Consider the following 22,811-nt stretch of genomic DNA (forward strand, 5'->3'; position numbering starts at 1 on the left):
AATTCGCCAAATTGTCTGTTTTTTTAAGCAATTTGGCGAATTAATTAACTATTGTTTTTTTTGAAACTTGGCTCAAATAGCACTTTCACCTAACTCACTGCTCATGCCTTTAAGTTCGTTATATTCGTCTAAATCACTCTTGAAGTTTTCTTTGTGGCGTTTTTTGAAAGCTCCCATTTTAAATGCCAAAAAGTACAGTACTAAAGAAATAAGCATCGGTATTGCGGTGTCTAACAGAGCTTTTTGAATGCCATATTTTTCTATTTTTGGAGGCAAAAAAGAAAGTGGAACCAAAAAACCGATAGAGAAAAGTATAATGCCAAACCATTTTTCGTAGGTTTTATTTTTTTCATAAAATTCTAGAATACCATGTAGAAAGGTACCAATATTTTTGTCTATAAGTGAGGTATTTATTTTTTCATAATACTGCGTTAGGTTAATGAAAGCCACTATGATGCCCATCAAAAGTAATAAAAAGGGGAGAAACTGAATCTGATATTTAAAATCAAACGGATTGCCGAAAAGTATAGCAAGCATGAATCCCGCTTCGAAAATTAATAAAACGAAGAAACCGAAGTACTGTTTTTTCAATCGCTCAACTCTCGAAACCGATCTTTCTTTTATCATACTTTCTATTATTTTTTGGGTGATTGTTTGCGTAGACATTATTTTTTTGTCATACAATCCCCATGCCGTTTTTAATTCTTCTAATTCCATGATAATCAATTGTTTTTAATGATTTTGCTTAATTTTTGTTTGATTCTGTTGAGCTTTACACCTACATTGGTTTTACTTATACCGACAATCTCCGTTATTTCCTCATAGTTTTTCTCATCTAGATAAAGCATTATGATGGCTTTCTCTACTTCGGTTAATTGTTGAATAGCTTGATAGAGCGTTTTAAGATGTTCATTTTCAGTAATTTCCATTGCTGGTATTTCAAAGTCATCCTCAGAAATGGACTTGCTCAATTTGTTTTTGCCTTCTTTTTTTAAACTTGTTAGAGCGGTATTCAGTGCTATTCTATAAATCCAAGTGGAGAGTTTTGCCTCTTTTCTGAAATTCGCGTAGGCTTTCCAAAGCTGTATCACAATCTCTTGGAAAAGGTCATTTCTGTCTTCCCTTTCATGGCAATACAGGTGGCATACTTTATAGATAATGCCTTTATGTTGGTTGATTAGTCCCGTAAATTCTTTTTCCATTCCATTCATTTTTTACAATTAGTAGATTTTTTGAAGGAAAACTTACAGGTTTTTAGAAATTTATTTTTTCAAAATCATAGATTTAGAATATTTCAACATTTAAATCTTGAGAGAAAGAGGTTTTGATACTTCTGATGAGAAGTTATTTTAAGCTAGTTTTTGTAAATACATATAGGGTAAAATAGTAATTAATTTCTGTGCAAATTTCTCAGCATTTTTCTGTATTGTACTGGAAGGAGATAGTATTTCAATTGATTAATTGGACAAATATGTTTGGTGGATTTGTAAAGTTTGGTCATTCCTATAAGATTTGGAATTCTATATCCGCCAATTGCATTTTTCAACTCTTTAGGTAAAAGCATATCCTGTACAGACAGTAAAATTGAAAATCTGAAATTCCCTAAATGTGTTCGATAGGCGTCGAAAAGTTGATTTGTAAGTATTGAGTTTGCATAGTTAAGTTGCAGATTTTCTTGTCTATGAACTTCCCAATGAGCGAAATTTGTAGGTAAGTTTTCAATTCCCATTTTTAAACCAACTCTGCGAAAAACATCAAAAATTTCGTTTTTTTCGTCAGTCGAAAGTGTTTGATTTAGCAATTCATAGGCAGAAATCGTATAGGCTATCAACATGTAAAGCACATCTTGATAGGCCCAGTTTGGAATGGCATATCCTCGTTCATTTTCTACTTTTTTGTGGATATTTTTCATATTATCCAAAGTCCTTTCGGCTTTGGTTTTTTCTTCAAAAATGATTTGTTTTGCATAAACAACTGTTGAAAAAAGCCTTCCAATTGGATCTTTGGGAAGTTTTCCAGTAAAAAATAACCAATCTACAGACTTGCTTTGGGCAAATTCGCCTGCACAAGCTCCAAAAATAAAAAGTATATTATCGGAGTCACTCCATATTTTTCTAACTATGGAATCTGATTTTACGAAAGTTTCCAAGGGATTTATTTTTTAGAAGTTTCAAATTGTAGTTTTAAGAACAGTTTTAAGATTTCGAAGTTTTCTATAACCAAAATGAATAGAAAGCCCAATGTGTATGCGAGTATGTCGAACCACGAAAACGAGTTTCCAATCAATATTGCTAGCACTTTGTATTTTATTAAACCGGTAATTTCTATAAATTTGAAATACTGTAATATTTCAATGCAATAAGCTATTATTAAGCTAATTGTAGCGATTTTAGTTGAATTCTGGAAAAAGATGCACAAACCACCATATACAAATATGACTGCTAAGAAATCTCCAAAGAATGGACGAATAAATTGGTCATGAACGAAAACCGCAATGAAGATTTCGATGGTCAGTAGTACAAGGGTGAAAATTAAATATTTTATGTTAATATTCATTTTACTTGGTGTTTTTGAGTTTATAATCCATCAGACTCCATGAAAGCCAGGTGTGACTTTTGCTCTCTTTTACATGCCATTTATAAGAATTAATATCCTCTTTTTTCAATTCTGGATGATATTTTAGAATAGAAGGAATTGCATGGATCGATAGACTTTTCACGTATTCTAGATCACAATTTGGTCTTTTTAGGTTGTTTTCTGCAATGATTTTATCAAAATTTATAAAACCTAGAACCAAGAGTACCAATAGGAATGCCCATGAGTTTGAAATGAACAGAAAATTGATATTTAATTTTTTTATGATTTTCCAAGTAATTGTAAGTAAGCCTATTAATGCCAAAATTATGAAGACACACACACCGATTCTTTTGTGTGTCAGACCATACATTTCAACATATTTATAGTTTCTAATAAATACCGATCCTATTAAAATCATGTTTTGTGCTATCCATGCAAATGCCAAAGATGTCAAAAGTTTGATTTTTTTATGGAAATTAAGGTCGCCCTTAAAGAAGAAAACGAGAATACCTATAGAGATTAGGACACTTATAATCAGCAAGTAAGTGCCTGAGTGAACCAATTTTGACATTTCTGCTGCACTGGTATCCGCAAAATTAAACCACAAGTATTGTATGTCTATAAAATTAACACTTAACAATAAGGCATTTAAACCAAATAGGCTTATGGTGACAGTTTGAAACATTTCGTTTCCGATTTCGTCTGTTGGTGGCTTTATGGATGTGTTTTTATTGGTGAAATATTTTATGCCAAATTGCAAATTTCGATTAAAGAAAATTCCCGATAAAATTATGTATCCGAATATCATAAACGCTGTTCTTGGAATTGAGAATGTTGGAAATTCTTTAATAAATAATTCAAATGCTTGTTGAAGAAATAGTGTTTTTTCTAAAAAAATGGGATTCGCAGTCTGGAAAATCAAAATAAATAGTAATAAAAGAGCAATTGGAAGCACACTTATTTTTACGATTTTTAGAATTCTGTTCAGAATTTCAGATTTTGGAGCCATTCCTTCTAATATACTAGATATAGGTGTTGCTAAGTGCCTTATATTGAGAACGGTATTGAGGAATAGTACAAACCCTGCACTAATGGCCGAGTTAATTTGGGGCAACAAATTATAACCCAAAACGACCATCATTATTAGCAGGTTAATTAAAATTCCGATTTCTGTATTTATCAAAAGAACGGAAATGGATGAAATAAATGCAATTGCTAACAATAGAAATGTTATTTTGTTTTTCGGCATGTCAGGATAGTTGAGACCAAGTAATAGGAAGTTGAAAATGAACAAATTCAAGCCAAGTTTTTCTTCCCAAAAGAAAAAATAGTAAGCAACAAGGCAAATAAATAAAGAGATAGCTTTTTGATTATTCATTTTTATAAATTTTTATGAAAAGTACTTTTTATTACAAAGTAATTTCATCCAAAAAAAGCCCAATTAGGGTTTCGTTATTTAAAAGTACTTTGTGTTGCAAAGTGAAATAAAATATTCTTTTTAAGCAAATATTTTTCAATATTTATTTTTGAAAACTCAATGCCGCAATCTTTTTGTGCAAGATTTCCTTCTCATGATTAGAGTTGGAAAGAGAGAGAGCTTTCTCTAAATTCTGCTTAGCTTTTAACAAGTCTATTGTTAGGTAAAGCTCTGCTAAAAGACTGAAATAGAATGGATTACTTTCGAGTTTTAGTTTTTCTGCTTCAGCTATTGCGATTTCATTTCCATAAACTTTTGACAAAGCAAAAGTACGATTTAATGCTGCAATTGGAGAATACTGTTGAAACAATAACAAATTATAAAGCTTGAGTACCTGTTCCCATTTTTCTTTAGAATCTTGTTTTATGGTCATCCAGTAAGCAATACTTGCTTCGATGTGATATTTAGAGGCAGTCTCGCCTTTTGAGGCAAGATGCAAGTGAAATATTCCCTTTTCTATCAAGGCTTTATCCCAAAGGTTTTCGTCTTGGTTTTGGTATAAAACTGTTTGATTATTTTGATCTTTCCTGGCATCAAATCTAGAACTATGAAAACACATCAAGGCATAAAGAGCGTGTATTTTTGGTATTTTATGTGCATAATTTTCAATTAATAATTCTAGAAGTCGGATGGATTCAAAACACAAATCTTTTCTTATAACGGTGTCTTGATTTTCAGAATAATACCCTTCGTTAAAAAGTAAATAAAGTGTCAACAAAACTGTGTCAATTCTCTCCTCAACTTTGTTTTCACTAGGAAATTCGATCTTTATTTTTTCAGATTTCAACTTTTCTTTGGCTCTGAAAAGTCGTTTGTTGATGGTTTCTTTATTAGTTAAGAATGCGGATGCTATCTCGTCTATTCCAAATCCGCAGAGTATTTTTAGGGCCAAAGCAATTTGCGATTCTTGCGAAATACTGGGATGACAAATGGCAAAAAGCATCTGCAATTGACTGTCGGTAATATTCCTCTCTGACAAATCTATTTCGGTCGAAATTTCTGAAATTTGAAAGATTTGATGTGCGATATTGTTCTCAAAGTTGCTTGTTTTAAGGATGTAATTCTTGATTTTGTTTTTGGCTACAGCATAGAGCCAAGCTTTAGGGTTTTCGGGAATTCCTTTATATGGCCATGTTTCTAAAGCACTTAAAAATGTGTCTGAAACAATATCCTCAGCAATTTCCATGTGATTAATACCGAAATGCTTGTTCAAAACAGACGAAATTTTCCTCGATTCTGTTCTGAACAAGTGCGGTATGAGCTTTTCGGTATTCATGCAATATCGTCTCTATTTTGTTCAGAGACTTATTTAAAATCGTGTTTGGCCACTTTTCTAACTTCTAAAGTATTGCCAGGACCTTGTAATACTGGACTTCCTTTGGCAAATTCGACTGCTTCTTCAACAGAGTCGGCCTTTACAATCACGTATCCGCCGATGGTTTCTTTTATTTCGCCAAAAGGGCCGTTGGTTACTACTCCTCCATGGCCCACCACGCGGGCATCATCAAACGAAAGTCCGTTGCCAGTTTCTAACAATTTACCTTGGGCGGCTATTCCGCCTAACCAATCCATGGTTTGTTGCATCCAAGCTTGCATTTGCTCTGGTGAAACTTGTCCGGTGGCATTTTCATGCCTCATAATCAATACATATTCGTCCATAATTATTTTGTTTTATGCCTAGAAGACAATCCGAAAGTATGAAATTGGACAAGAAATCTAAAAAAATATTCTTTGCTTTTGTGAAATTAAATTTTTCTTAGTTAAAAATTCTGAATCACTAGTTCTACAATTTTTAACCAAAGAGATACAAAGAAATGCATTTTTTTAAACAAAAACCTTTGTGAAACTCAGTGCATTCTTCGTGAAACTTTGTGGATTAATTTATTTGGTTTAAGGATCATGATGAAATGGTGAATTTTGGAAAAATAGAAATTTAAATTTCAAATTTCTGTTTCCTCTTCTTAATCCTAATCGGATTGTACCAAAGCCAGAAACCGCTGAAAGAAAGTAGAATAAGGCTCAACGAAGCAGCAGTCGTATAGAATAGTTTAAATTGGTCACTCGAGGTTTTTACGAAATAATCCACAATGGATCCGTCATGTATTTTTTCTATAAAATCTGACTTTCTGGTACTTACAGATAAAATTTCACCGGTTTTGCAGTCGAGTTGAAGTTCGGTAAAATGTTGTGCAAAAACTATCTTAGCAATTCCCTTTTGTGGCCTAATATCAATTCTATCTATTTCGTCTTCCTTTTTTAAGGTGTTTTTTGAATATGACTGAGCTATCAAAACCAAACTGTCAATTTTTATCCAATCTGCACTATTTTCTGTGGCTCCTTTCTGAGTCTTAGGCAAAAGAGCGGTTTGTTTTTTCCAACCCAGCAGTAATCCACTAAATCCAATAACAAACATCACCAAAAACATAGGCACAGCAAGCCATTTGTGCATTTTTCTGTAAAAACGTGTTTGTTTTGAAATGTCTTTTTTTTCCATATTTGATGATCAACGTTTACAAAAATAAAGCATTTCTTCCAATTTTTATGTTCTTGTAAACAATCCGTGTTTCTTTTGAAAAAATTGAGGGGTTTTCGTCCAAATACCTATTTTTTATATAATTTTATCTTTATTCAACCTTCCTTAAATGTTAAAGATTAGATATTCAGTTCTCTTTTTATTTACTTTTTTGAATTTGGCTTTTGGTCAAAAAACTGAAATTGTTAGAGGTTTTACAAGAGAATCTTTCAACTTTCAGGGAAAAGCAGCTTGGCTGATGAAGCCAAAAGTGCCAGCTTTGGGTAATCCATGGGTTTGGCGGGCTCATTTTCCAGATTGGCATACAGAAGCAGACTCGATTTTGCTCCAAAGAGGTTTTCATGTGGCTTATGTTAATACCAATGACATGTTTGGAAGTCCAGCTGCCATGCAAATCTGGGACGATTTTTATAATTATTTGGTTTCAGAAAGGCGATTGGCCACAAAAGTTGCACTTGAAGGAGTGAGTAGAGGAGGATTGTACATATATGCATGGGCGAAGCGAAATCCATTGCAGGTCTCTTGCATTTATGCAGAAGCACCAGTGTGTGATATAAAATCTTGGCCACTGAAACATGGCTCCAAAGCGGACTGGAATTTACTTTTAAAATCTTTTGGTTTTAAAGATGCCGAGGCCTTAGATTTTTCTGATAACCCGATGGATAACTTGAAAGGCTTAGTCGCTTGTAAAGTGCCCATTTTGCATGTTATCAGTTTGGAAGACAAGATTGTTCCCAATGAAGAAAATACGTTTCGATTGGTAGAAAACTACATAAAACTAGGCGGCAAGGCTACTGTTTGGCCCATGACCAAAGGTGAAAAAAGTTTACAAGGGCACCATTTTTTAATAGAGAATCCTGAACAAATTGCTGATTTTATAGAACAGAATTCTTCACCAACCAAGATTCTTTTGGATGCCAGATATTACCATCAGGAAAGAACAGGCTTATCAAACAGTTTTAGGAAATTTAAGAAGGAAAAAGTAGGTAGAGTTGCATTTATGGGTGGTTCCATAACCGAAAGTCCAGGTTGGCGAGATAAGTTTATGCAATTATTGGAAGAGAAATTCCCTGATACAAAATTTGAATTTATCAATGCAGGGATAGCCTCTACAGGAAGTACGCCAGGAGCATTTAGACTACAAAGTGAAGTATTTGCTAAGGGTAAAATTGATTTACTGTTAGAGGAAGCTGCTGTAAATGACAGAACCAATGGCTTTAGTTCTGCCGCACAAATTCGTGGAATGGAAGGAATCGTCAGGCACGCTTTAGAACATAATCCATTGATGAATGTATTGGTTATGCATTTCATAGATCCTGAAAAAATGGCCGATTATAATGCTAATAAAGAACCTGAAGAGATTCAAAATCATAATAGCGTGGCGAGGTATTATAATGTTGGCGTAATAAATTTGGCTAAAGAAGTAACCGATAGAATTAATGCGGGAGAATTTAATTGGAAAGATGACTTCAAGGATTTGCACCCATCGGCTTTTGGACAAGAGGTTTATTTTCGTTCCATGAAAACTTTTTTAAATGATTGTTATAAAAGTACAGATTTCTCTGCTACTTCTGTACCAAGAATTTTACCACAACCAATAGATGACTTCAGCTATTTTCGAGGTGATTATTTTAGTGTAAGAAATGCAAAATTACTTAAAAATTGGAAGATAGCGGATGCTTGGAAGCCAAGCGATGGGGTTTCTACTAGAAAACAATATGTAGACATTCCGGCTCTTATTTCCACTGAGGTAGGAGCAGAATTTACGCTAGATTTTACCGGAACTGCAATAGGAATCTGTATAGCCTCTGGGCCAGATGCTGGCGTATTGGAATACAGTATTGATGGAAAAATATACCCAAAGTTAGATTTATATACCCAATGGAGCAGTTTTTTGCATTTGCCATGGTATCTGATGCTCGATGACCAATTGAAAGATAAAAGGCATAAGCTGACCGTAAAAATTGACAGGGAGAAGAATCCCAAAAGCTTGGGTAATGCATGTCGGATATTTTATTTTTTGGTGAATTGATTGTCATCCTTGAAATAAATATTTTCTCAAACTATTTCTTCTTCAATTCCGATCGGTTTCTCATCGGGATTTTTATCTGCTGTGTTTTTCTTCTCGTTGTGTAAGTATCTATCATTCAATGTTATATAATAATTAGAGATTAATTAGAATATTATTAGATTTTGGGATTGGAGTTTTTTTGATAAATTACAGATGATATTTTTACCTCAAAAATAGGCAAAAGATGTCCTTTGTTTCATTTGCGTTTATTCCATTTTTCCTGTCGGTTTTCACGCTTTATTGGTTTGTATTTAAGAAAAATCTGCCAAAACAAAACCTATTGTTATTTGTCGCTAGCTACATTTTTTATGGTTTCTGGGACTGGCGATTTACATTTTTGTTGCTTTTTTCTACCCTTTTGGATTATTTTCTTTCCCATTTCATTCATAATAGCCGATCTGATTTTCAACGAAAAAATTTCTTTATCCTCAGCTTAGTCATTAATTTAGGCCTATTGGGAGTTTTCAAATATTTTGATTTCTTCTCCGCCTCTTTTGCACAATTAATGGGTCATTTTGGATGGAAAGTAGACCCGATATTATTGAATCTTATACTTCCTGTAGGTATTTCTTTCTATACGTTTCATGGTATTTCTTATATTTTTGATGTTTATACGCGTAAAATTTCTCCAGAAGAGAATTTTGTAGTTTATGCTGTTTTTGTGAGTTTTTTCCCCTTGTTGGTGGCCGGGCCGATTGAGAGAGCCACACACCTCTTACCTCAGATTCAAAAACCTCGAAAATTTGATTATCTCTTAGCTAAGGAGGGAATTCGCCAATTTCTCTGGGGACTTTTCAAAAAGTTAGTTATTGCCGATAACTGCGGTTTTTTTGCAAATATGATTTTTGATGATGCAGATAAGCTTTCTGGAAGTACTTATTTGTTAGGAGCAATGTTTTTCTCCATGCAAATCTACGCCGATTTCTCGGGTTATTCAGAAATGGCGAGTGGAACAGCCAAGTTGCTGGGCTTTAATTTGATTCGAAATTTTGCTTATCCGTATTTTGCAAAAAGTTTGGTGGAATTTTGGCGGAGATGGCACATATCTTTGAGTTCTTGGTTCAGAGATTACCTCTATATTCCGATAGGTGGAAGTGATCACGGAAGACTTAGAAGGATTTTTAATGTCTTTTTTGTGTTTTGTATCAGCGGTCTATGGCATGGAGCCAGTTGGCATTTTGTTCTCTGGAGTTTGGCGAATTGGCTTCTTCTTATGCCCAAACTTTTTACGGGTCATTTCGATATTGCTATAAGTAAGTGGGTTAAAAATGATTTTCAGCAAAGTCTTGTGGATGGATTTCGAATGGCTAAAACCTTTTTATTGGTATCTCTGATTTGGATTTTCTTTAGAATAGAGTCTATTACAGAAATTAAATTAATATTTTCCCAAATTTTCTCCTTGTCATTTTTCACCTTTCCAGCGTTTCAATATATCGAAAACTCATACATTGTAGCCGTTTTTGTACTATTCTTCTTGATAGTTGAATGGTGTGGTAGAGACGGCGACTTCGCGTTGCAAAATTTATTAAAAGGACGTTCTAAAGTATTGCGATGGTCATTTTATTATTTTTTGATATTGGTAATGATTTACAAGAGCGGTAATGAACAAACTTTCATCTATTTCCAATTTTGACAATGAAAAATTTCCTGAAGGATATTTATAATTTTGGTACTGTTGGTGGTGGAATTTTGGCCATTTTATTAGCTGCTTACCTGATTTTCGATCCTTTTTATGTACTCAAAGACTATAAGGATTATTCAAACAAGCTAACAAGCGGAAACAAAGACTTCATTTCCACGACTAATTTTTTGAGAAATTATACCAACGAAAAATATGATTCCTATATTTTCGGTAGCTCGAGGACTGTTGCTTTCCAACATTCGGCATGGCGAAAGCATCTTCCAGATTCTTCAATAGTTTTCACTTATGATGCTTACAGTGAGACTATATACGGTATTTATAAAAAGATAAAGTTGATAGATTCTTTGGGATTAAAACTGAAAAATGTATTGATGGTTATTGAAAAAGATGAAACTTTCATGACCGAAACCAATTCAAAAGGATACCTTTTTATTAAACATCCCGCTTTATCAGGAGAGAGTTTTTACAAATTTCATTGGGAGTTTTTGAAGAGTTACCTGACTCCAAAATTTTTATTTTGCTATTATTCACATTTGATTTCGGGGAAATACTCGCCTTTTATGTTGGGTGTTATAGAGCCATACAAATCTAGAATTTTGCCCTTAAGTAACGAAACCCAATGGCTAGAATTAGACGGTTTGTTGGCAAAGTCTGAAACCGAATATTATAATAAAATGGCTCACTTATTGCCTGTGCGTGATGGCGTGTTACGTATTGAATCTCAGCCGAAAATTTCAGCCAAACAAAAGAAAATGTTACAAGAAATAAAGGCCATTTTTGACAAGCACAATACAAATTATAGGCTGGTTGTCAGTCCTTTATATAATCAGGTAAAGTTTAATCTAACAGATCTGAATGTTCTGAACAGCATATTTGGAAATGAATTCGTTTTTGATTTTTCAGGTATAAACGAGTTTACAAAACCTAAAACCAATTATTATGAATTTTCACATTATCGACCTAAAGTGGGCGAGCAGATTATGCAGCGTATCTATAAGTAATCGAAAGGTGATTTCTTCATAAAAAAAACGAAGCCCAAATCTGAGCTTCGTTTTTTTAGTATCTAAAGTAAACATCAATCCCACTTTGGCAAAGAGCCTTGAATGTAGGGTATTTTGTTGGTTTCTAGTAATCTCTGAAAATCGGTCATGGTTTTATCTAATTGAGCTACACTTTTGTACGTATCTCCGAAAAGTTTTTTCGCATAATCCAAGCCTTGCTTTTGGGTGATCGTTGGCTCAGTAGAATGACCATACATACCGAAGACAATCGTTCTTATTCTGTCAGAAATTCCTGGCAACACCTCAAACTGATGCTTTTCTAATGCCTCATTGCCGTTCAAGTCCAAGTTGATTTTTTGAAATTCTCTTTCCATTTGGGTCAAAGCGGCCATACTTTCTAGTTTTGAATTTGGATTGGCCAGCAATGCAGCTTTCAGTGCTTTGTGTTTTTCTTTCAAAAAAGCCACATGATCACTCGTTCCATTCACTATGCGTGAGAAATCCTTTACCTCGTTAGCAAAACTTTGTAAAGCCTGATAGTCTTGAACTGGCAAGGTCGCCCAGCCCAAACTTTTCACTTCAAAAGGCTCTGCATCCGTCAAATTTTTTACGGTATTTCCATCAAAATAGCTCAATTGAGCAGCATATTTTCCGGGAATGACAGGCAAGCCATCGTTGGCTCCAGCGTTATTTTCGGTGTTAATAGAGAAGCCATTAGAAGTACTGAAATTCCATAAAAATTCGTTCATTCCCTTTTTTGGTTTCACTTGATATCTACGCACAGTGTTTTGTTTATCGTCTGTGATAGTGAGATAATAAGCACCCAAAATTTCGTTTTCTTCAGCCGCTATCGAATCTAAACTTGGGTAGCCTTTTAACTCACCTTTCGCAAATAGGGCCTTTTCATTTTCTTTCCTTTTATCTTTCAAAGATTTGGGCGTTTCTTTTACAAAATATCTAATAGTGGCTCCAATTGGTGGGTTTTCAGCCGTGTAATAGCTATCCCCCTGGGTACCAGTTCCTCTCCCGCCAAGCGGATCTTTTTGGTTAAATGCCCATTCAGATTTTATGGGAAATATCATGGCTTCTTTTCCTTCAGTTTTAGAAATACTTCGCATGGCAGCATAGTTGTCTAAAATATAGAATCCTCTACCAAAGGTGGCCAAAACCAAGTCATTTTCCCTTCTTTGTATTTCCAAATCTTTGATGGCGATTACAGGCAAATTGTTTTTCATCTGGGTCCAAGTTTTTCCACCATTCAAACTAGCAAAAAGTCCAAATTCAGTTCCAGCAAATAGCAAGTTGCCGTCCACATGGTCTTCTGCAATGGTATAAACCGAGCCACGCTCAGGCAAATTACCGCTTATGCTGGTCCAAGTTTTTCCACCATCGGTAGTTTTTACCAAATATGGTTTGAAATCGCCATATCGGTGGTGGTTAAATACCACATAGGCCGTATTTTTATCATGCTGAGAGCAAATGACTTGTGGTACGTAACTCATAGCGGGTACACCAGGAATGTTGTCTATTTTGGTCCAAGTTTTGCCTCCATCGGTGGTTACTTGTACCAAGCCGTCGTCTGTACCTACATATAAAATATTTTCATCCAAAGGGCTTTCAGATATAAAGGTAGATTGGCCGTAGATAGATGTACTGGTATTTTTTTGTACGGCATCCATGCTCCAAACCTTATCCATATATGGTAATTTATTGCGGTCTATTTGTCGGCTTAAATCTCCCGAAATCAACTTCCATGAATTTCCTCTGTCGTCTGACCTGTAAATTTTGTTCGCACCAAAATAAAGTCTTTTTGCATCATATTTGGATACCAACAATGGAGAGTCCCAGTTCCAGCGAAGTGCTGGCTCTCCTTCCATAGGCACGGGTTTGATGTCTATTTGTTCGCCTGTTTTTTTGTCGTAACGTATCAGTCCGCCGTGCTGCCATTGAGCATATACGATGTCGGGATTGCTCCAGTCCACTGCAGATTCAAATCCATCGCCGCCTACTGTAAGGTACCAGTCATTGTTGGTGATGCCTGCTTGGTTGGTTGTACGACTCGGACCTCCGAAACTGCTGTTGTCTTGTGTGCCTCCATAAATATTATAAAACGGAAATGCATTGTCAAGAACCACTCTGTAAAACTGTGTGATGGATAAATTTTGCTTAAAGTGCCAGTTTTGTCCCAAATTGAAGGATTCATACAAACCGCCATCGCCGCCCATAAAAATATGTTGGTTGTCTTTTGGGTCTATGGTAATGATGTGGTTGTCCACATGGATATTTTGGTGATTGAGGTTCACCCAAGTTTTGCCGCCGTCGTTTGAATATTTGGAATACACATCTCCTACAAAGATTCTATCAAACTGCACCGGGTCAGGGTAGATTTTACCATAATATAAGCCAGATGAAGCATAAGAGCTCATTTTTATCCAACTTGCACCACGGTCAGTGCTTTTGTAAGAGCCATTGTTGCCCGTTGTAGCCTCTAAATGTGCATAAAGTACATCGGTATTTATCGGAGAAATGGCTATAGCAATACGTCCGATGTCGCCTCCTGGGAAGCCATTGTTGATTTTCTTCCAAGTGGCACCTGCATCTGTGCTTTTATACAGGGCACTTTCAGGACCACCAGACACATAGCCATAGCCTTTGCGTTGACGCTGGTGAGCAGAGGCATACAAAACATTTGTGTTTTTTGGGTCCATCACGATATCGGCTACACCCGTGTGCTCACTGATTTTCAATACGTTCGTCCAAGTCTTGCCTCCGTCGGTAGATTTGTAAACGCCCCTTTCACCACCGCTATTCCACAATGGGCCATAAGCAGCTACATAAATAATGTCAGAGTTTTTTGGGTCTATGATGATTTCGCCGATATGTTGAGCGTCTTTCAAACCCATGTTGACAAAGCTTTTACCACCATCCTCAGACTTGTAGATGCCGTCGCCATAGCCCACGCTACGTTGGTTATTGGCTTCACCGGTGCCAACCCAAACTACATTTTGATTTTGTGGGTCGAGTGTAACACAACCCACCGAAAATGCACCATAGTTTTCGAAAATGGGCTGAAATGTTGTACCGCCATTGGTAGTTTTAAAAACCCCTCCAGAGGCCACTGCTACATAATATTCCGAGCTTTTGTTTGGATTATGGGCCAGATCTATGATACGGCCGCTCATGAAGGATGGGCCCACTGAACGAAACTTAAAGCCGGAAAGATCAGGTCCTTTTTCAGTGACTGCAACCTCTTTTGGTTTTTCAGTTACAGCAGCCGTCTTTTTCTTTTGGCCAAAAGTGCAAAGGGATACAAAGATTAATAATAGGGCAAAGTGTTTTTTCATAAGAGAGGTTTAGAATGGTTTGTAAATGAATATTAAAGGTAAAGAATTTTCTGTTTGGGGCAAAGGGGTGGGTGGGGAAATGGATTTTTAATGTATTTTTCTTTTCGGTTGACTTGAAATATTGACACAATTAGAAATCATTTTTTATCTTCGAAATATTTTAATCAATAATATCCATCACTCTGCCATATGCCATTTGTTAAGGTTTACATCCATTTTGTTTGGAGTACTAAAAATAGGATCCCATTTTTGAATTCAAAAGAACTTAGAATTTTAGTTTGGAATCATATTCGTGAAAATGCTAAAGAGAAAGGTATTTTCGTCGATTTTGTGAATGGATACGCTGATCATTGTCATTGTTTGGTGTCCTTTGGAGTAGATCAAAGTATTCAAAAAGTGATGCAATTGATTAAAGGTGAATCATCATTTTGGATAAATAAGCACGGTTTAACAAAGGAAAAGTTTGAATGGCAAGATGAATATTTTGCAGTTTCTGTTTCAGAATCAGTAATTGAAAAGGTAAGAGATTATATCAAAAATCAAGAGGAACATCATTCTAAGAAGACATTTCAACAAGAATACGATGAGTTTATAAGCAAATTCGGATTTCAAAAATTTGATGGCTAAGGTTTTGGCTAAAGCCAAATAAGGATGATGATATTTAATCCTCCAGATAAATCTGGAGGCAATTCAAAAATTGTGTTGATTTAAAATTATTATATTTTATATAATTAATGATTGAATAGGAATGTGACTTTAACCTTTTCTAATATTTTGGCTAAAGCCTAATTGGATTTCATAAATTTGTCATCTCCAGATAAAACTGGAGACAATTCAACAATTTCCATGATTTGAAAATCAAAATTTATTTAAAGATTCAATGAATAGGAATGTGGCTTTAGCCCATTCCTTCGGATTGATTATAATGAATAGGAATGTGGCTTTAGCCCATTCCCAGATATGAATTATCAATCAAAATTTCGGCTTTAGCCAAATTATTCAAATCTCAAAAATAAAAATGACCCTGAATCCAAGTTTCAGGGTCATTTATTTCAACTAAAATAATTCAAAATCAAATATTTACAATGCCGTTCCCACCTTTTTCTGCTTCAAATTGATGGCTGGTAATTGGTTTTGTTTTACCAAATTGTTGAAGGCCGGTACGTCTTCGTCCACTATCTTTTTGAGTTTTTCGGAGGTCTTGTCTATTTTGTTGCTGATGTCGTTGAACACCTCATGAGAGGCTTTTGTTGGTTTGGTGTCGGCACTGCTTACTACGCCAGCTATTCCTGCCATTTTGTCGTTCAGGCGGATAGGGTAGGCCAACAAATCCTGCATCGCTTTGGCTTTATTTTGCAAGAGATTCTGCTCTAAATCGTCCAAGTTCTTCAGCATCGGTTTGGTTATTTTCTGGAAATTAGAGATGATTACCGTATCTTTTACAGCCTTCATGTATTCTGTAACTGCCTTGCGTATCTCTCTGATATCGTTGATGTTGCGGTGCGACTCGTCCAGCTTTTTGTGTATTTTCATCAACAAATCAAACTGTGCTTTGAAGTCGGCATCGGTGGCATCTACCCTTGGGTCTTTTTTGATTTCGGCTATTTCTTCTTTCAACAATTTATCGCCCAAAATCATCCTTACCTTATATTGGCCAGGTACCACTTTAGGTCCTGTCGTATTTCCTGCCCACATCGGAGCTTTTTCGCCTTGAATTTCGGTGGCGTCGGCGTATCGCATGTTCCACACAAATCTATTAAGTCCAGCAGTGGTACTTACACTGTTAGGTTTTGGTGCATCTGGGTTTTCATAAAAATCTTTTGAAACCTTAAATGGCTCACCTTTGAGGTCCTTTTTGCTAGAAAACGTGATGATGGTGTCATTGGTCATGGTCAAAAACTGCAGCTTAAGCTCCTCTTTAGGAGTTTCTTTCAAATAATAATTTACCAAAACTCCATTGGCGGCATTTTTACCCTCGTCCAAAGGAGTGCCTCTGCGGCCTCCATCCCCACCTTCCATTCGGTATGCATGACGTGGTTTGAAAAGGTGTTGATCTGCCAAGGCCATTCCATCTTTGATTTGGTGCAAAGGCGTGACGTCGTCCAAAATCCAGAACGATAAACCATGGGTGGCCACTACCAAATCCTTCTCTCTATCGTGAATTTGCAAATCTCTAATCGGTGAAATCGGCATATTGAGGTTCAAAGGATTCCAAGATGCACCATCATCAAAAGATACATAAATGCCTCTTTCGGTGCCCGCATAGAGTAATCCTGGTTTATTTGGGTCTTCACGAACAACTCTTGTATATTCATCAGAAGGAATTCCTTTGCTGATGCTCGTCCAAGTTTTTCCATAATCTGAAGTTTTGAATAAATAGGGCGTTCTGTCGCCAAACATATATCTGGTGGCTGCCAAATAGGCTTTACCTTTCTCAAAATCTGAGGTATGGATCATCGACATCAAAGCGAAATCTCCCAATTGAGAAGTCGGTAAAGTGATGTTTGTCCAGTTTTTGCCATTATCGCGGGTTACGTGTAAATAACCGTCATCAGAACCTGCCCAAATGTTTCCTTTTTCGAGTTTTGATTCTGCCAAAGTAAATATGGTTGCGTAAATCTCAGCACCAGTTTGGTCGAGTGTAATAGGACCACCCGTGGCTCCAGTTGTTTTTGGGTCGTTTCTTGTCAAATCTGGACTGATGATTTCCCAAGAATGCCCTTCGTCATGGGTAACGTGTACATATTGTGAAGTACAATACAGTCGGGTATTGTCATGCGGTGAGAAAATAATAGGGTAAGTCCACTGAAAACGGAATTTCTTTTCAGCTGAAGTGTGCCCCATGTTGTTTTCAGGATACACCATGATGTTTTGCTCTTGGCCGTTTTCGGCATTTTGTTTGGTCAAATAACCATCATACGAACCACCGTAAGTTATTTTAGAGTTTTTAGGATCAATAGCAATATAGCCCGACTCCCCACCAGCTACTGAATACCAGTCTCTTACACCAATAGAATAACCGTTGGTACGGCTTGCGATTCTGACCGTAGAGTTGTCTTGTTGTGAACCATAGATATTGTATGGAAAGTCATTGTCTAAATGTACATGGTAAAACTGTGATGTTGGAATGTCCACATCCGAAAACGTAACGCCATCGTTATAAGTTACTTCAGCTCCTCCGTCGTCGGCTATGATGAAGTTCTCTGGATTGTTGGGATTTATCCAAACATCGTGCGTATCCCCGTGATGCACTCTGATATTTCTTATGGTTTTTCCTCCATCCGTTGATTTGAAAGCGTTTACGTTAAGTATAATAACGCCATCCACATTTTTAGGGTCGGCTTGCAAGTTCATATAATACCAAGGTCGCTGCCAAAGATTTTTGTCATCATTCACCAGTCTCCAGGTCTCACCGGCATCATTTGACGAGAAAAGTCCGCCTTTGGCATTTTCGATTAGTGCATACAATCGGTTGGAATTAGCTGGAGAAATCGCCACTCCAATTTTTCCTAAAAGTCCTTTTGGCATCCCAGGTTTTTCATTTAAAGAAACCCAAGTGTCGCCACCATCTACAGATTTGTACAATCCACAGCCTTTGCCACCGCTGCTCATGCTGTGGCCATTGCGGTAGGCTTGCCAAAGTGTGGCGTATATTACTCGAGGATTATTCGGGTCAATACGTACATGGTAGGCTCCAGTGCTGTCGTCTTTGGCCAAAATATGCTCCCAAGATTTTCCGCCGTCTTTGCTGCGGAAAACGCCTCTTTCTTTGTTAGGAGCAAATGGATTACCCACTGCAGCTACATAAACCAGATTGTGGTCTGTAGGGTGAACTTCTATGGTAGCTATGGCATCGGCTTTTGGCAAACCAATGTGTTTCCAGCTTTTGCCAGCATTGGTAGACTTGTACATGCCATCTCCGTAACTAATGTTGCTACGCATATCGGCTTCTCCCATACCCACATATAATACGTTAGGGTCTGAAGGAGCCACTGCAATAGCCCCCACCGAGCTAGATTTAAAGGTGCTGTCGCCCGTGTATGCCCAGTTTTGACCACCATCAGATGTTTTCCAAACGCCACCACCTACTGCTCCATAGTAGTAGGTCATTGGATGGTCTTTGTGGCCAGCCACTGCTAATGATCGCCCGCCACGGAATGGCCCAACGTTACGCCATTGTAGACCATCGTATAGTTTTTTATAATCTTGTTTGGGAGATTCAACTGCAACGGGCTCCGTTGTTTTGGCTTTTTTCTTTTGAGCCAAAATACCACCACTTACCGATAAGAGTAGAATCAAAAAGGATATTTTTTTCATAGTTTTTGATTGAAGGTTATTAAGAGAATAAAAATAGTATTTTTTTGTTGAAATTCATTCTTGATTCGACAAATTGAAGTTTAGGGTAGATTGAACTGGGTTAAAGTATCTTCAAAAAATCAAATGGAGGTCAATTCGCCAAACCTGCCTCCGCAACCAGAATTAACAGAGCCAATTTGATGGCTAAAGGACCCGTTTCATCATTTAAGTACCATTCGTCTAGAGCGTGGGCGTTGTCTGATTTGCCACCTCTTCCTATTGTTACGGCTGGTATGCCCAAAGAAATAGGAATATTAGAATCTGTTGAGCCTCTGGTAAGCGTTGGTTGAGCATTGAAATAGGAAGTGGCAGCGATGGCTTTTAGAATTAAAGGAAGATTTTCTCCTAATTCTCCAGAAGGCCTTTCACCAATTTTGTCTAAAATCAAGGTCAACTTATCTCCTTTTTTAACGGTTTTGTTGTAGTCTTGAAGTGCTTTTTGCATCTGCTCTTTCAGGATCCTTTCTATACCCAAAAGCTTCTCAGGACTTACAGAACGCATATCTATTTCCATCCAAGATTCGAAAGGAATAGAGTTTACGGAAGTACCACCACCTATTCGACCCACATTGTAGGTTGTTTTAGGCCCATTGGCCACATAAGCACCTGCCACCGTATCGAAATAGTCAATCGATTTCCCAATGGCATGATGTGGATTGGCAACGCCAAAAGCACCCCAAGAGTGTCCTCCTGGGCCTTTGAAAGTGACTTTGTAACGCAATGAACCCAAAGCCATGTTGTTTATTCTGCCTAAATCACCTCCATCAATGGCAATATAAGCGTCAATTTTACGGTTTCCGTTTTTGAAAAGGTGCTTTACACCACGTAAATCGCCCAAGCCTTCCTCGCCCACAACGCCTGCAAATAGCACATCCGAAGAAGTATTGATTTGAGCTGTATTCATGGCCTTCATTACTGCCAATACCATGGCTAGTCCTCGAGTATCATCCCCAATGCCGGGTGCATAGAGTGTATCTCCATGTTTTTTTACTTTAACATCAGTTTCAAGTGGAAAAACAGTATCTAAATGGGCTTCTAAAACTACGGTTCTACCTCTTGTTTTACCTTTTCTTAGTGCCAAAACATTACCTACTTCATCTTTCCATATAGAATCTGCACCGGCGGCTTTTACCATTTGCATAAATCTTTCTCCTCTTTTTTGTTCCATAAACGGGGGAGCTGGGATTTCGGTCAATTCTACAAGGTCCTTCATGGTTTGAGGTTCCAGACTTTGGATTATATCAAAGGCTTTTTGTAGTTTTTTATCTTTTCCAATGGCGGCAATTTGGTTTTTGTAGGCTTCTTGAACTGAAACACTTTTTTCGTCTTGTGCTTTTGTTTCTAATATATAGCCAAGAAGTATTATTAAAAGGGGAATTTTCTTCATGTATGACTGCTAATTTTTTGGTTGATAAAATGTTAATTCAAAAGTATAAAAATATATTTCGTGTTGGTATAAAACTTTATGAAAACTAAAATGAATCTATAAGAATTTGAATTTCTAGTTTTTGCGTTTTGATATATTTTTTTAAAAAAAAGTATAGACAAAAAAGATTTGAGATAAAATCAGTGCTACAGAGGCCTAAGCGTTTATTTTATTTTATTTTTGTATTCATTCATCAATTGTTCTACATGCGGTTTCTTACCTTAATATCTTTTCTTTTTGTTTCCTATCCCATTTTTGGGCAATTGGACACCCTTCGGGATTTGGAGGAAGTGGTCATCTCTGCCAATAAATTTGAGTTGAAAAAGAAAGAAACTCCTAACCAGATTGAGCTCATTTCTGCAAAACAAATTGCTTTTCAAAACTCTCCTAATACCGCCAATCTTTTGGAACAAACAGGCAATGTTTTTGTGCAAAAAAGCCAAGCTGGTGGAGGTAGCCCAGTTTTGAGAGGTTTTGAAGCCAGTAGGGTGTTGATGGTTATGGATGGTGTCAGGATGAATAATGCCATTTACAGAGCGGGACATTTGCAAAATGTATTAAGAATTGACCAAAGCATGCTCGAAAGAGCGGAGGTGGTTTTTGGGCCAAGTTCAGTTATTTACGGCTCAGACGCACTAGGGGGTGTGGTACATTTTAGGACGAAGAACCCTGAGTTTGATGTTAAAAACGTTCGGTCTTATTTAAGATACTCAACGGCAATTGGCGAAAAAACAGGACATGTAGATTTTAATATTGGCAAAAAGCGTTTGGCATTTTTGACGAGTTTTACCTTCTCTGATTTTGGAGATGTTGTGCAGGGAGCACACCGATTGGCAGCTTATCCAGACTTTGGGAAAAGATTGTTTTATACTGAAAGACAGGGTAATGCAGATGTTTCGCTAACAAATAGTAATGTAAATAAACAAGTTGGGAGTGCTTACAGTCAATATGATTTTTTACAGAAAATAAGTTTTCAACAAACCGATAATATTAAGCATACCTTGAATTTTCAATTTTCAAATTCCTCTGATGTGCCTCGTTATGACAGACTTACGGAGCTTAGGAATGGTTTGCCAAGGTTTGCAGAATGGTATTATGGCCCAGAAAAACGACTGATGGTTGCTTATCATTTAGAATTGAAAAATACATTGATATACGACAGAGCTAGTATTTCTCTTGCATTTCAGGATATTGAAGAAAGTAGGGTTTCAAGAAATTTTAATAATGTAAATAGAAAAAGCCAGTTAGAGAAAGTTAATCTATTTTCGTTGAATGCTGATTTTCAGAAAGTAATAAAAGAACAAAACCTTACCTATGGTCTGGAAGTCGTTGGGAATGATGTGAGGTCAAAGGCTCATTTTACAAACATCAGCACCAATGAAGAGAGAAAGGCTGACACAAGGTACCCTGACGGGAAAAATACCATGAACACCTGGGCAATTTATGTGGCGGACCAGCTGAAAGTAGCCAATACTTTAATTTTACATGGCGGACTTAGGTATGCATTTACAGATTTGTCAGCTGAGTTTATTGAGAAGTCATTTTTCCCATTCCCTTTCAGCCAAATACAGCAAAAAAACAGTTCGCTTACAGGAAACTTGGGACTGGTTTACATACCCTTTGCTAAAACTAAATTAGGCTTGATGGGTTCGTCTGGTTTTAGATCACCCAATATTGACGACTTAGCCAAAGTTTTTGATTCGGTAGCTGGGAGCTTGATTGTACCCAATCCAAATATAAAACCCGAATATAGTTATAATGGAGAAGTGTCTATAAATCAGCAAATTGGTAAAAAAATGAAAATTGAAGGCGTCTATTATGTTACCAATATGAGCAATGCAATTGTTATAGATGCCTTTACTTTAAACGGTGAAAGAACGGTGATGTATAATGGCCAAAATAGTAAGGTCTTAGCTGCTCAAAACAAAGCAAAGGCATTTATTCACGGTTGGAATTTGAACCTCAAAGCCGATTTATCAAAAGAATTTTTACTTTCTAGTGCCTTGAATTATACAAAGGGTAGTATTAATGATGCTGCAAATACGCCTTTGGATCATATTCCTCCCATGTTTGGTCGCTCAGCCATTAAGTTCCAGAAAAAAGCTTTTCAGGTGGAGGTTTTTAGTATTTATAATGGTTGGAAAAAGCTAGCAGACTATAGCCCAAGTGGTGAGGACAATTTGATATACGCCACTCAAGATGGTATGCCTTCGTGGTGGACTTTGAACCTAAGGTCTGAATATCAGATGAATAAAAACTTCTCTCTGCAATTTGCCTGTGAGAATATTTTAGATAAAAATTATAGAAATTTTGCCTCTGGCATTTCGTCACCTGGTCGGAATTTTATGATTACCGTTCGAGGAGGCATTTAAGGTATTTCGTTA

The 22,811-nt window shown here is 36.6% G+C and carries 16 protein-coding genes; 5 read left to right on the forward strand and 11 right to left on the reverse strand.

The genetic code is table 11. The annotated features are described in order from the left end of the window. Positions 1-72: 72 nt before the first annotated feature. From EGI24_RS04775 to EGI24_RS04810, 8 genes are all read right to left on the reverse strand, one after another. Positions 73-717, reverse strand: coding sequence for a hypothetical protein (locus tag EGI24_RS04775; RefSeq protein WP_255047206.1), 645 nt, complete (start codon positions 715-717; stop codon positions 73-75). 5 nt (positions 718-722) lie between these two features. Next, positions 723-1,202 carry an RNA polymerase sigma factor gene (locus EGI24_RS04780; RefSeq protein WP_255047208.1) on the reverse strand — a complete coding sequence of 160 codons (480 nt, stop codon included), beginning with the start codon at positions 1,200-1,202 and terminating at the stop codon, positions 723-725. A 188-nt stretch (positions 1,203-1,390) separates the two neighbouring features. Continuing rightward, positions 1,391-2,149, reverse strand: a complete 759-nt coding sequence (locus EGI24_RS04785) for an oxygenase MpaB family protein (protein WP_255047209.1) — start codon at positions 2,147-2,149, stop codon at positions 1,391-1,393. A 5-nt stretch (positions 2,150-2,154) separates the two neighbouring features. Beyond that, the gene (locus EGI24_RS04790) at positions 2,155-2,556 is read right to left on the reverse strand and encodes a DUF2809 domain-containing protein (protein WP_255047210.1); all 402 of its coding nucleotides are present in this window, start codon (positions 2,554-2,556) and stop codon (positions 2,155-2,157) included. A gap of 1 nt (position 2,557) precedes the next feature. Further along, complete coding sequence (locus tag EGI24_RS04795; protein ID WP_255047211.1) at positions 2,558-3,955, reverse strand: DUF4173 domain-containing protein; 1,398 nt, start codon at positions 3,953-3,955, stop codon at positions 2,558-2,560. 142 nt (positions 3,956-4,097) lie between these two features. Then, on the reverse strand, positions 4,098-5,330 hold the full coding sequence (locus EGI24_RS04800; RefSeq protein WP_255047212.1) for an RNA polymerase sigma factor: 1,233 nt from the start codon (positions 5,328-5,330) through the stop codon (positions 4,098-4,100). 29 nt (positions 5,331-5,359) lie between these two features. Next, a complete protein-coding gene (locus EGI24_RS04805; RefSeq protein ID WP_255047213.1) occupies positions 5,360-5,713 on the reverse strand; it encodes a YciI family protein in 354 nt (117 codons plus the stop codon). A gap of 274 nt (positions 5,714-5,987) precedes the next feature. Continuing rightward, positions 5,988-6,548, reverse strand: coding sequence for a PepSY domain-containing protein (locus tag EGI24_RS04810; protein WP_255047215.1), 561 nt, complete (start codon positions 6,546-6,548; stop codon positions 5,988-5,990). A 148-nt stretch (positions 6,549-6,696) separates the two neighbouring features. Between EGI24_RS04810 and EGI24_RS04815 the strand changes: the two genes are divergently transcribed. The 3 genes from EGI24_RS04815 to EGI24_RS04825 all read left to right on the forward strand — a co-directional run bounded on the left by EGI24_RS04815 (position 6,697) and on the right by EGI24_RS04825 (position 11,301). Further along, on the forward strand, positions 6,697-8,619 hold the full coding sequence (locus tag EGI24_RS04815) for an SGNH/GDSL hydrolase family protein (RefSeq protein WP_255047216.1): 1,923 nt from the start codon (positions 6,697-6,699) through the stop codon (positions 8,617-8,619). Positions 8,620-8,842: 223 nt separating this feature from the next. Beyond that, positions 8,843-10,291: an MBOAT family protein gene (locus tag EGI24_RS04820; RefSeq protein ID WP_255047217.1), complete on the forward strand. Its 1,449-nt coding sequence runs from the start codon at positions 8,843-8,845 to the stop codon at positions 10,289-10,291. Positions 10,292-10,293: 2 nt separating this feature from the next. After that, positions 10,294-11,301, forward strand: coding sequence for a hypothetical protein (locus EGI24_RS04825; protein ID WP_255047218.1), 1,008 nt, complete (start codon positions 10,294-10,296; stop codon positions 11,299-11,301). Between the two features lie 74 nt (positions 11,302-11,375). Here EGI24_RS04825 and EGI24_RS04830 read toward each other — a convergent pair whose 3' ends face one another. Further along, positions 11,376-14,645 carry a glycosyl hydrolase gene (locus EGI24_RS04830; protein ID WP_255047219.1) on the reverse strand — a complete coding sequence of 1,090 codons (3,270 nt, stop codon included), beginning with the start codon at positions 14,643-14,645 and terminating at the stop codon, positions 11,376-11,378. A 189-nt stretch (positions 14,646-14,834) separates the two neighbouring features. Between EGI24_RS04830 and tnpA the strand changes: the two genes are divergently transcribed. Then, positions 14,835-15,272 (forward strand): IS200/IS605 family transposase, encoded by a 438-nt coding sequence (gene tnpA / locus EGI24_RS04835; RefSeq protein ID WP_255047220.1) that lies wholly within the window; start codon positions 14,835-14,837, stop codon positions 15,270-15,272. 453 nt (positions 15,273-15,725) lie between these two features. Here tnpA and EGI24_RS04840 read toward each other — a convergent pair whose 3' ends face one another. Both EGI24_RS04840 and EGI24_RS04845 read right to left on the reverse strand, forming a co-directional pair. Then, positions 15,726-18,962, reverse strand: coding sequence for a VPS10 domain-containing protein (locus tag EGI24_RS04840; protein ID WP_255047221.1), 3,237 nt, complete (start codon positions 18,960-18,962; stop codon positions 15,726-15,728). A gap of 130 nt (positions 18,963-19,092) precedes the next feature. Beyond that, a complete protein-coding gene (locus EGI24_RS04845; RefSeq protein WP_255047222.1) occupies positions 19,093-20,388 on the reverse strand; it encodes a M20/M25/M40 family metallo-hydrolase in 1,296 nt (431 codons plus the stop codon). A gap of 245 nt (positions 20,389-20,633) precedes the next feature. Between EGI24_RS04845 and EGI24_RS04850 the strand changes: the two genes are divergently transcribed. Next, positions 20,634-22,799 carry a TonB-dependent siderophore receptor gene (locus EGI24_RS04850; protein ID WP_255047224.1) on the forward strand — a complete coding sequence of 722 codons (2,166 nt, stop codon included), beginning with the start codon at positions 20,634-20,636 and terminating at the stop codon, positions 22,797-22,799. The last annotated feature ends 12 nt before the right edge of the window (positions 22,800-22,811 follow it).

Origin of the sequence: Lacihabitans sp. CS3-21 (assembly GCF_024343675.1) — a bacterium.
Taxonomy (GTDB): domain Bacteria; phylum Bacteroidota; class Bacteroidia; order Cytophagales; family Spirosomataceae; genus Leadbetterella.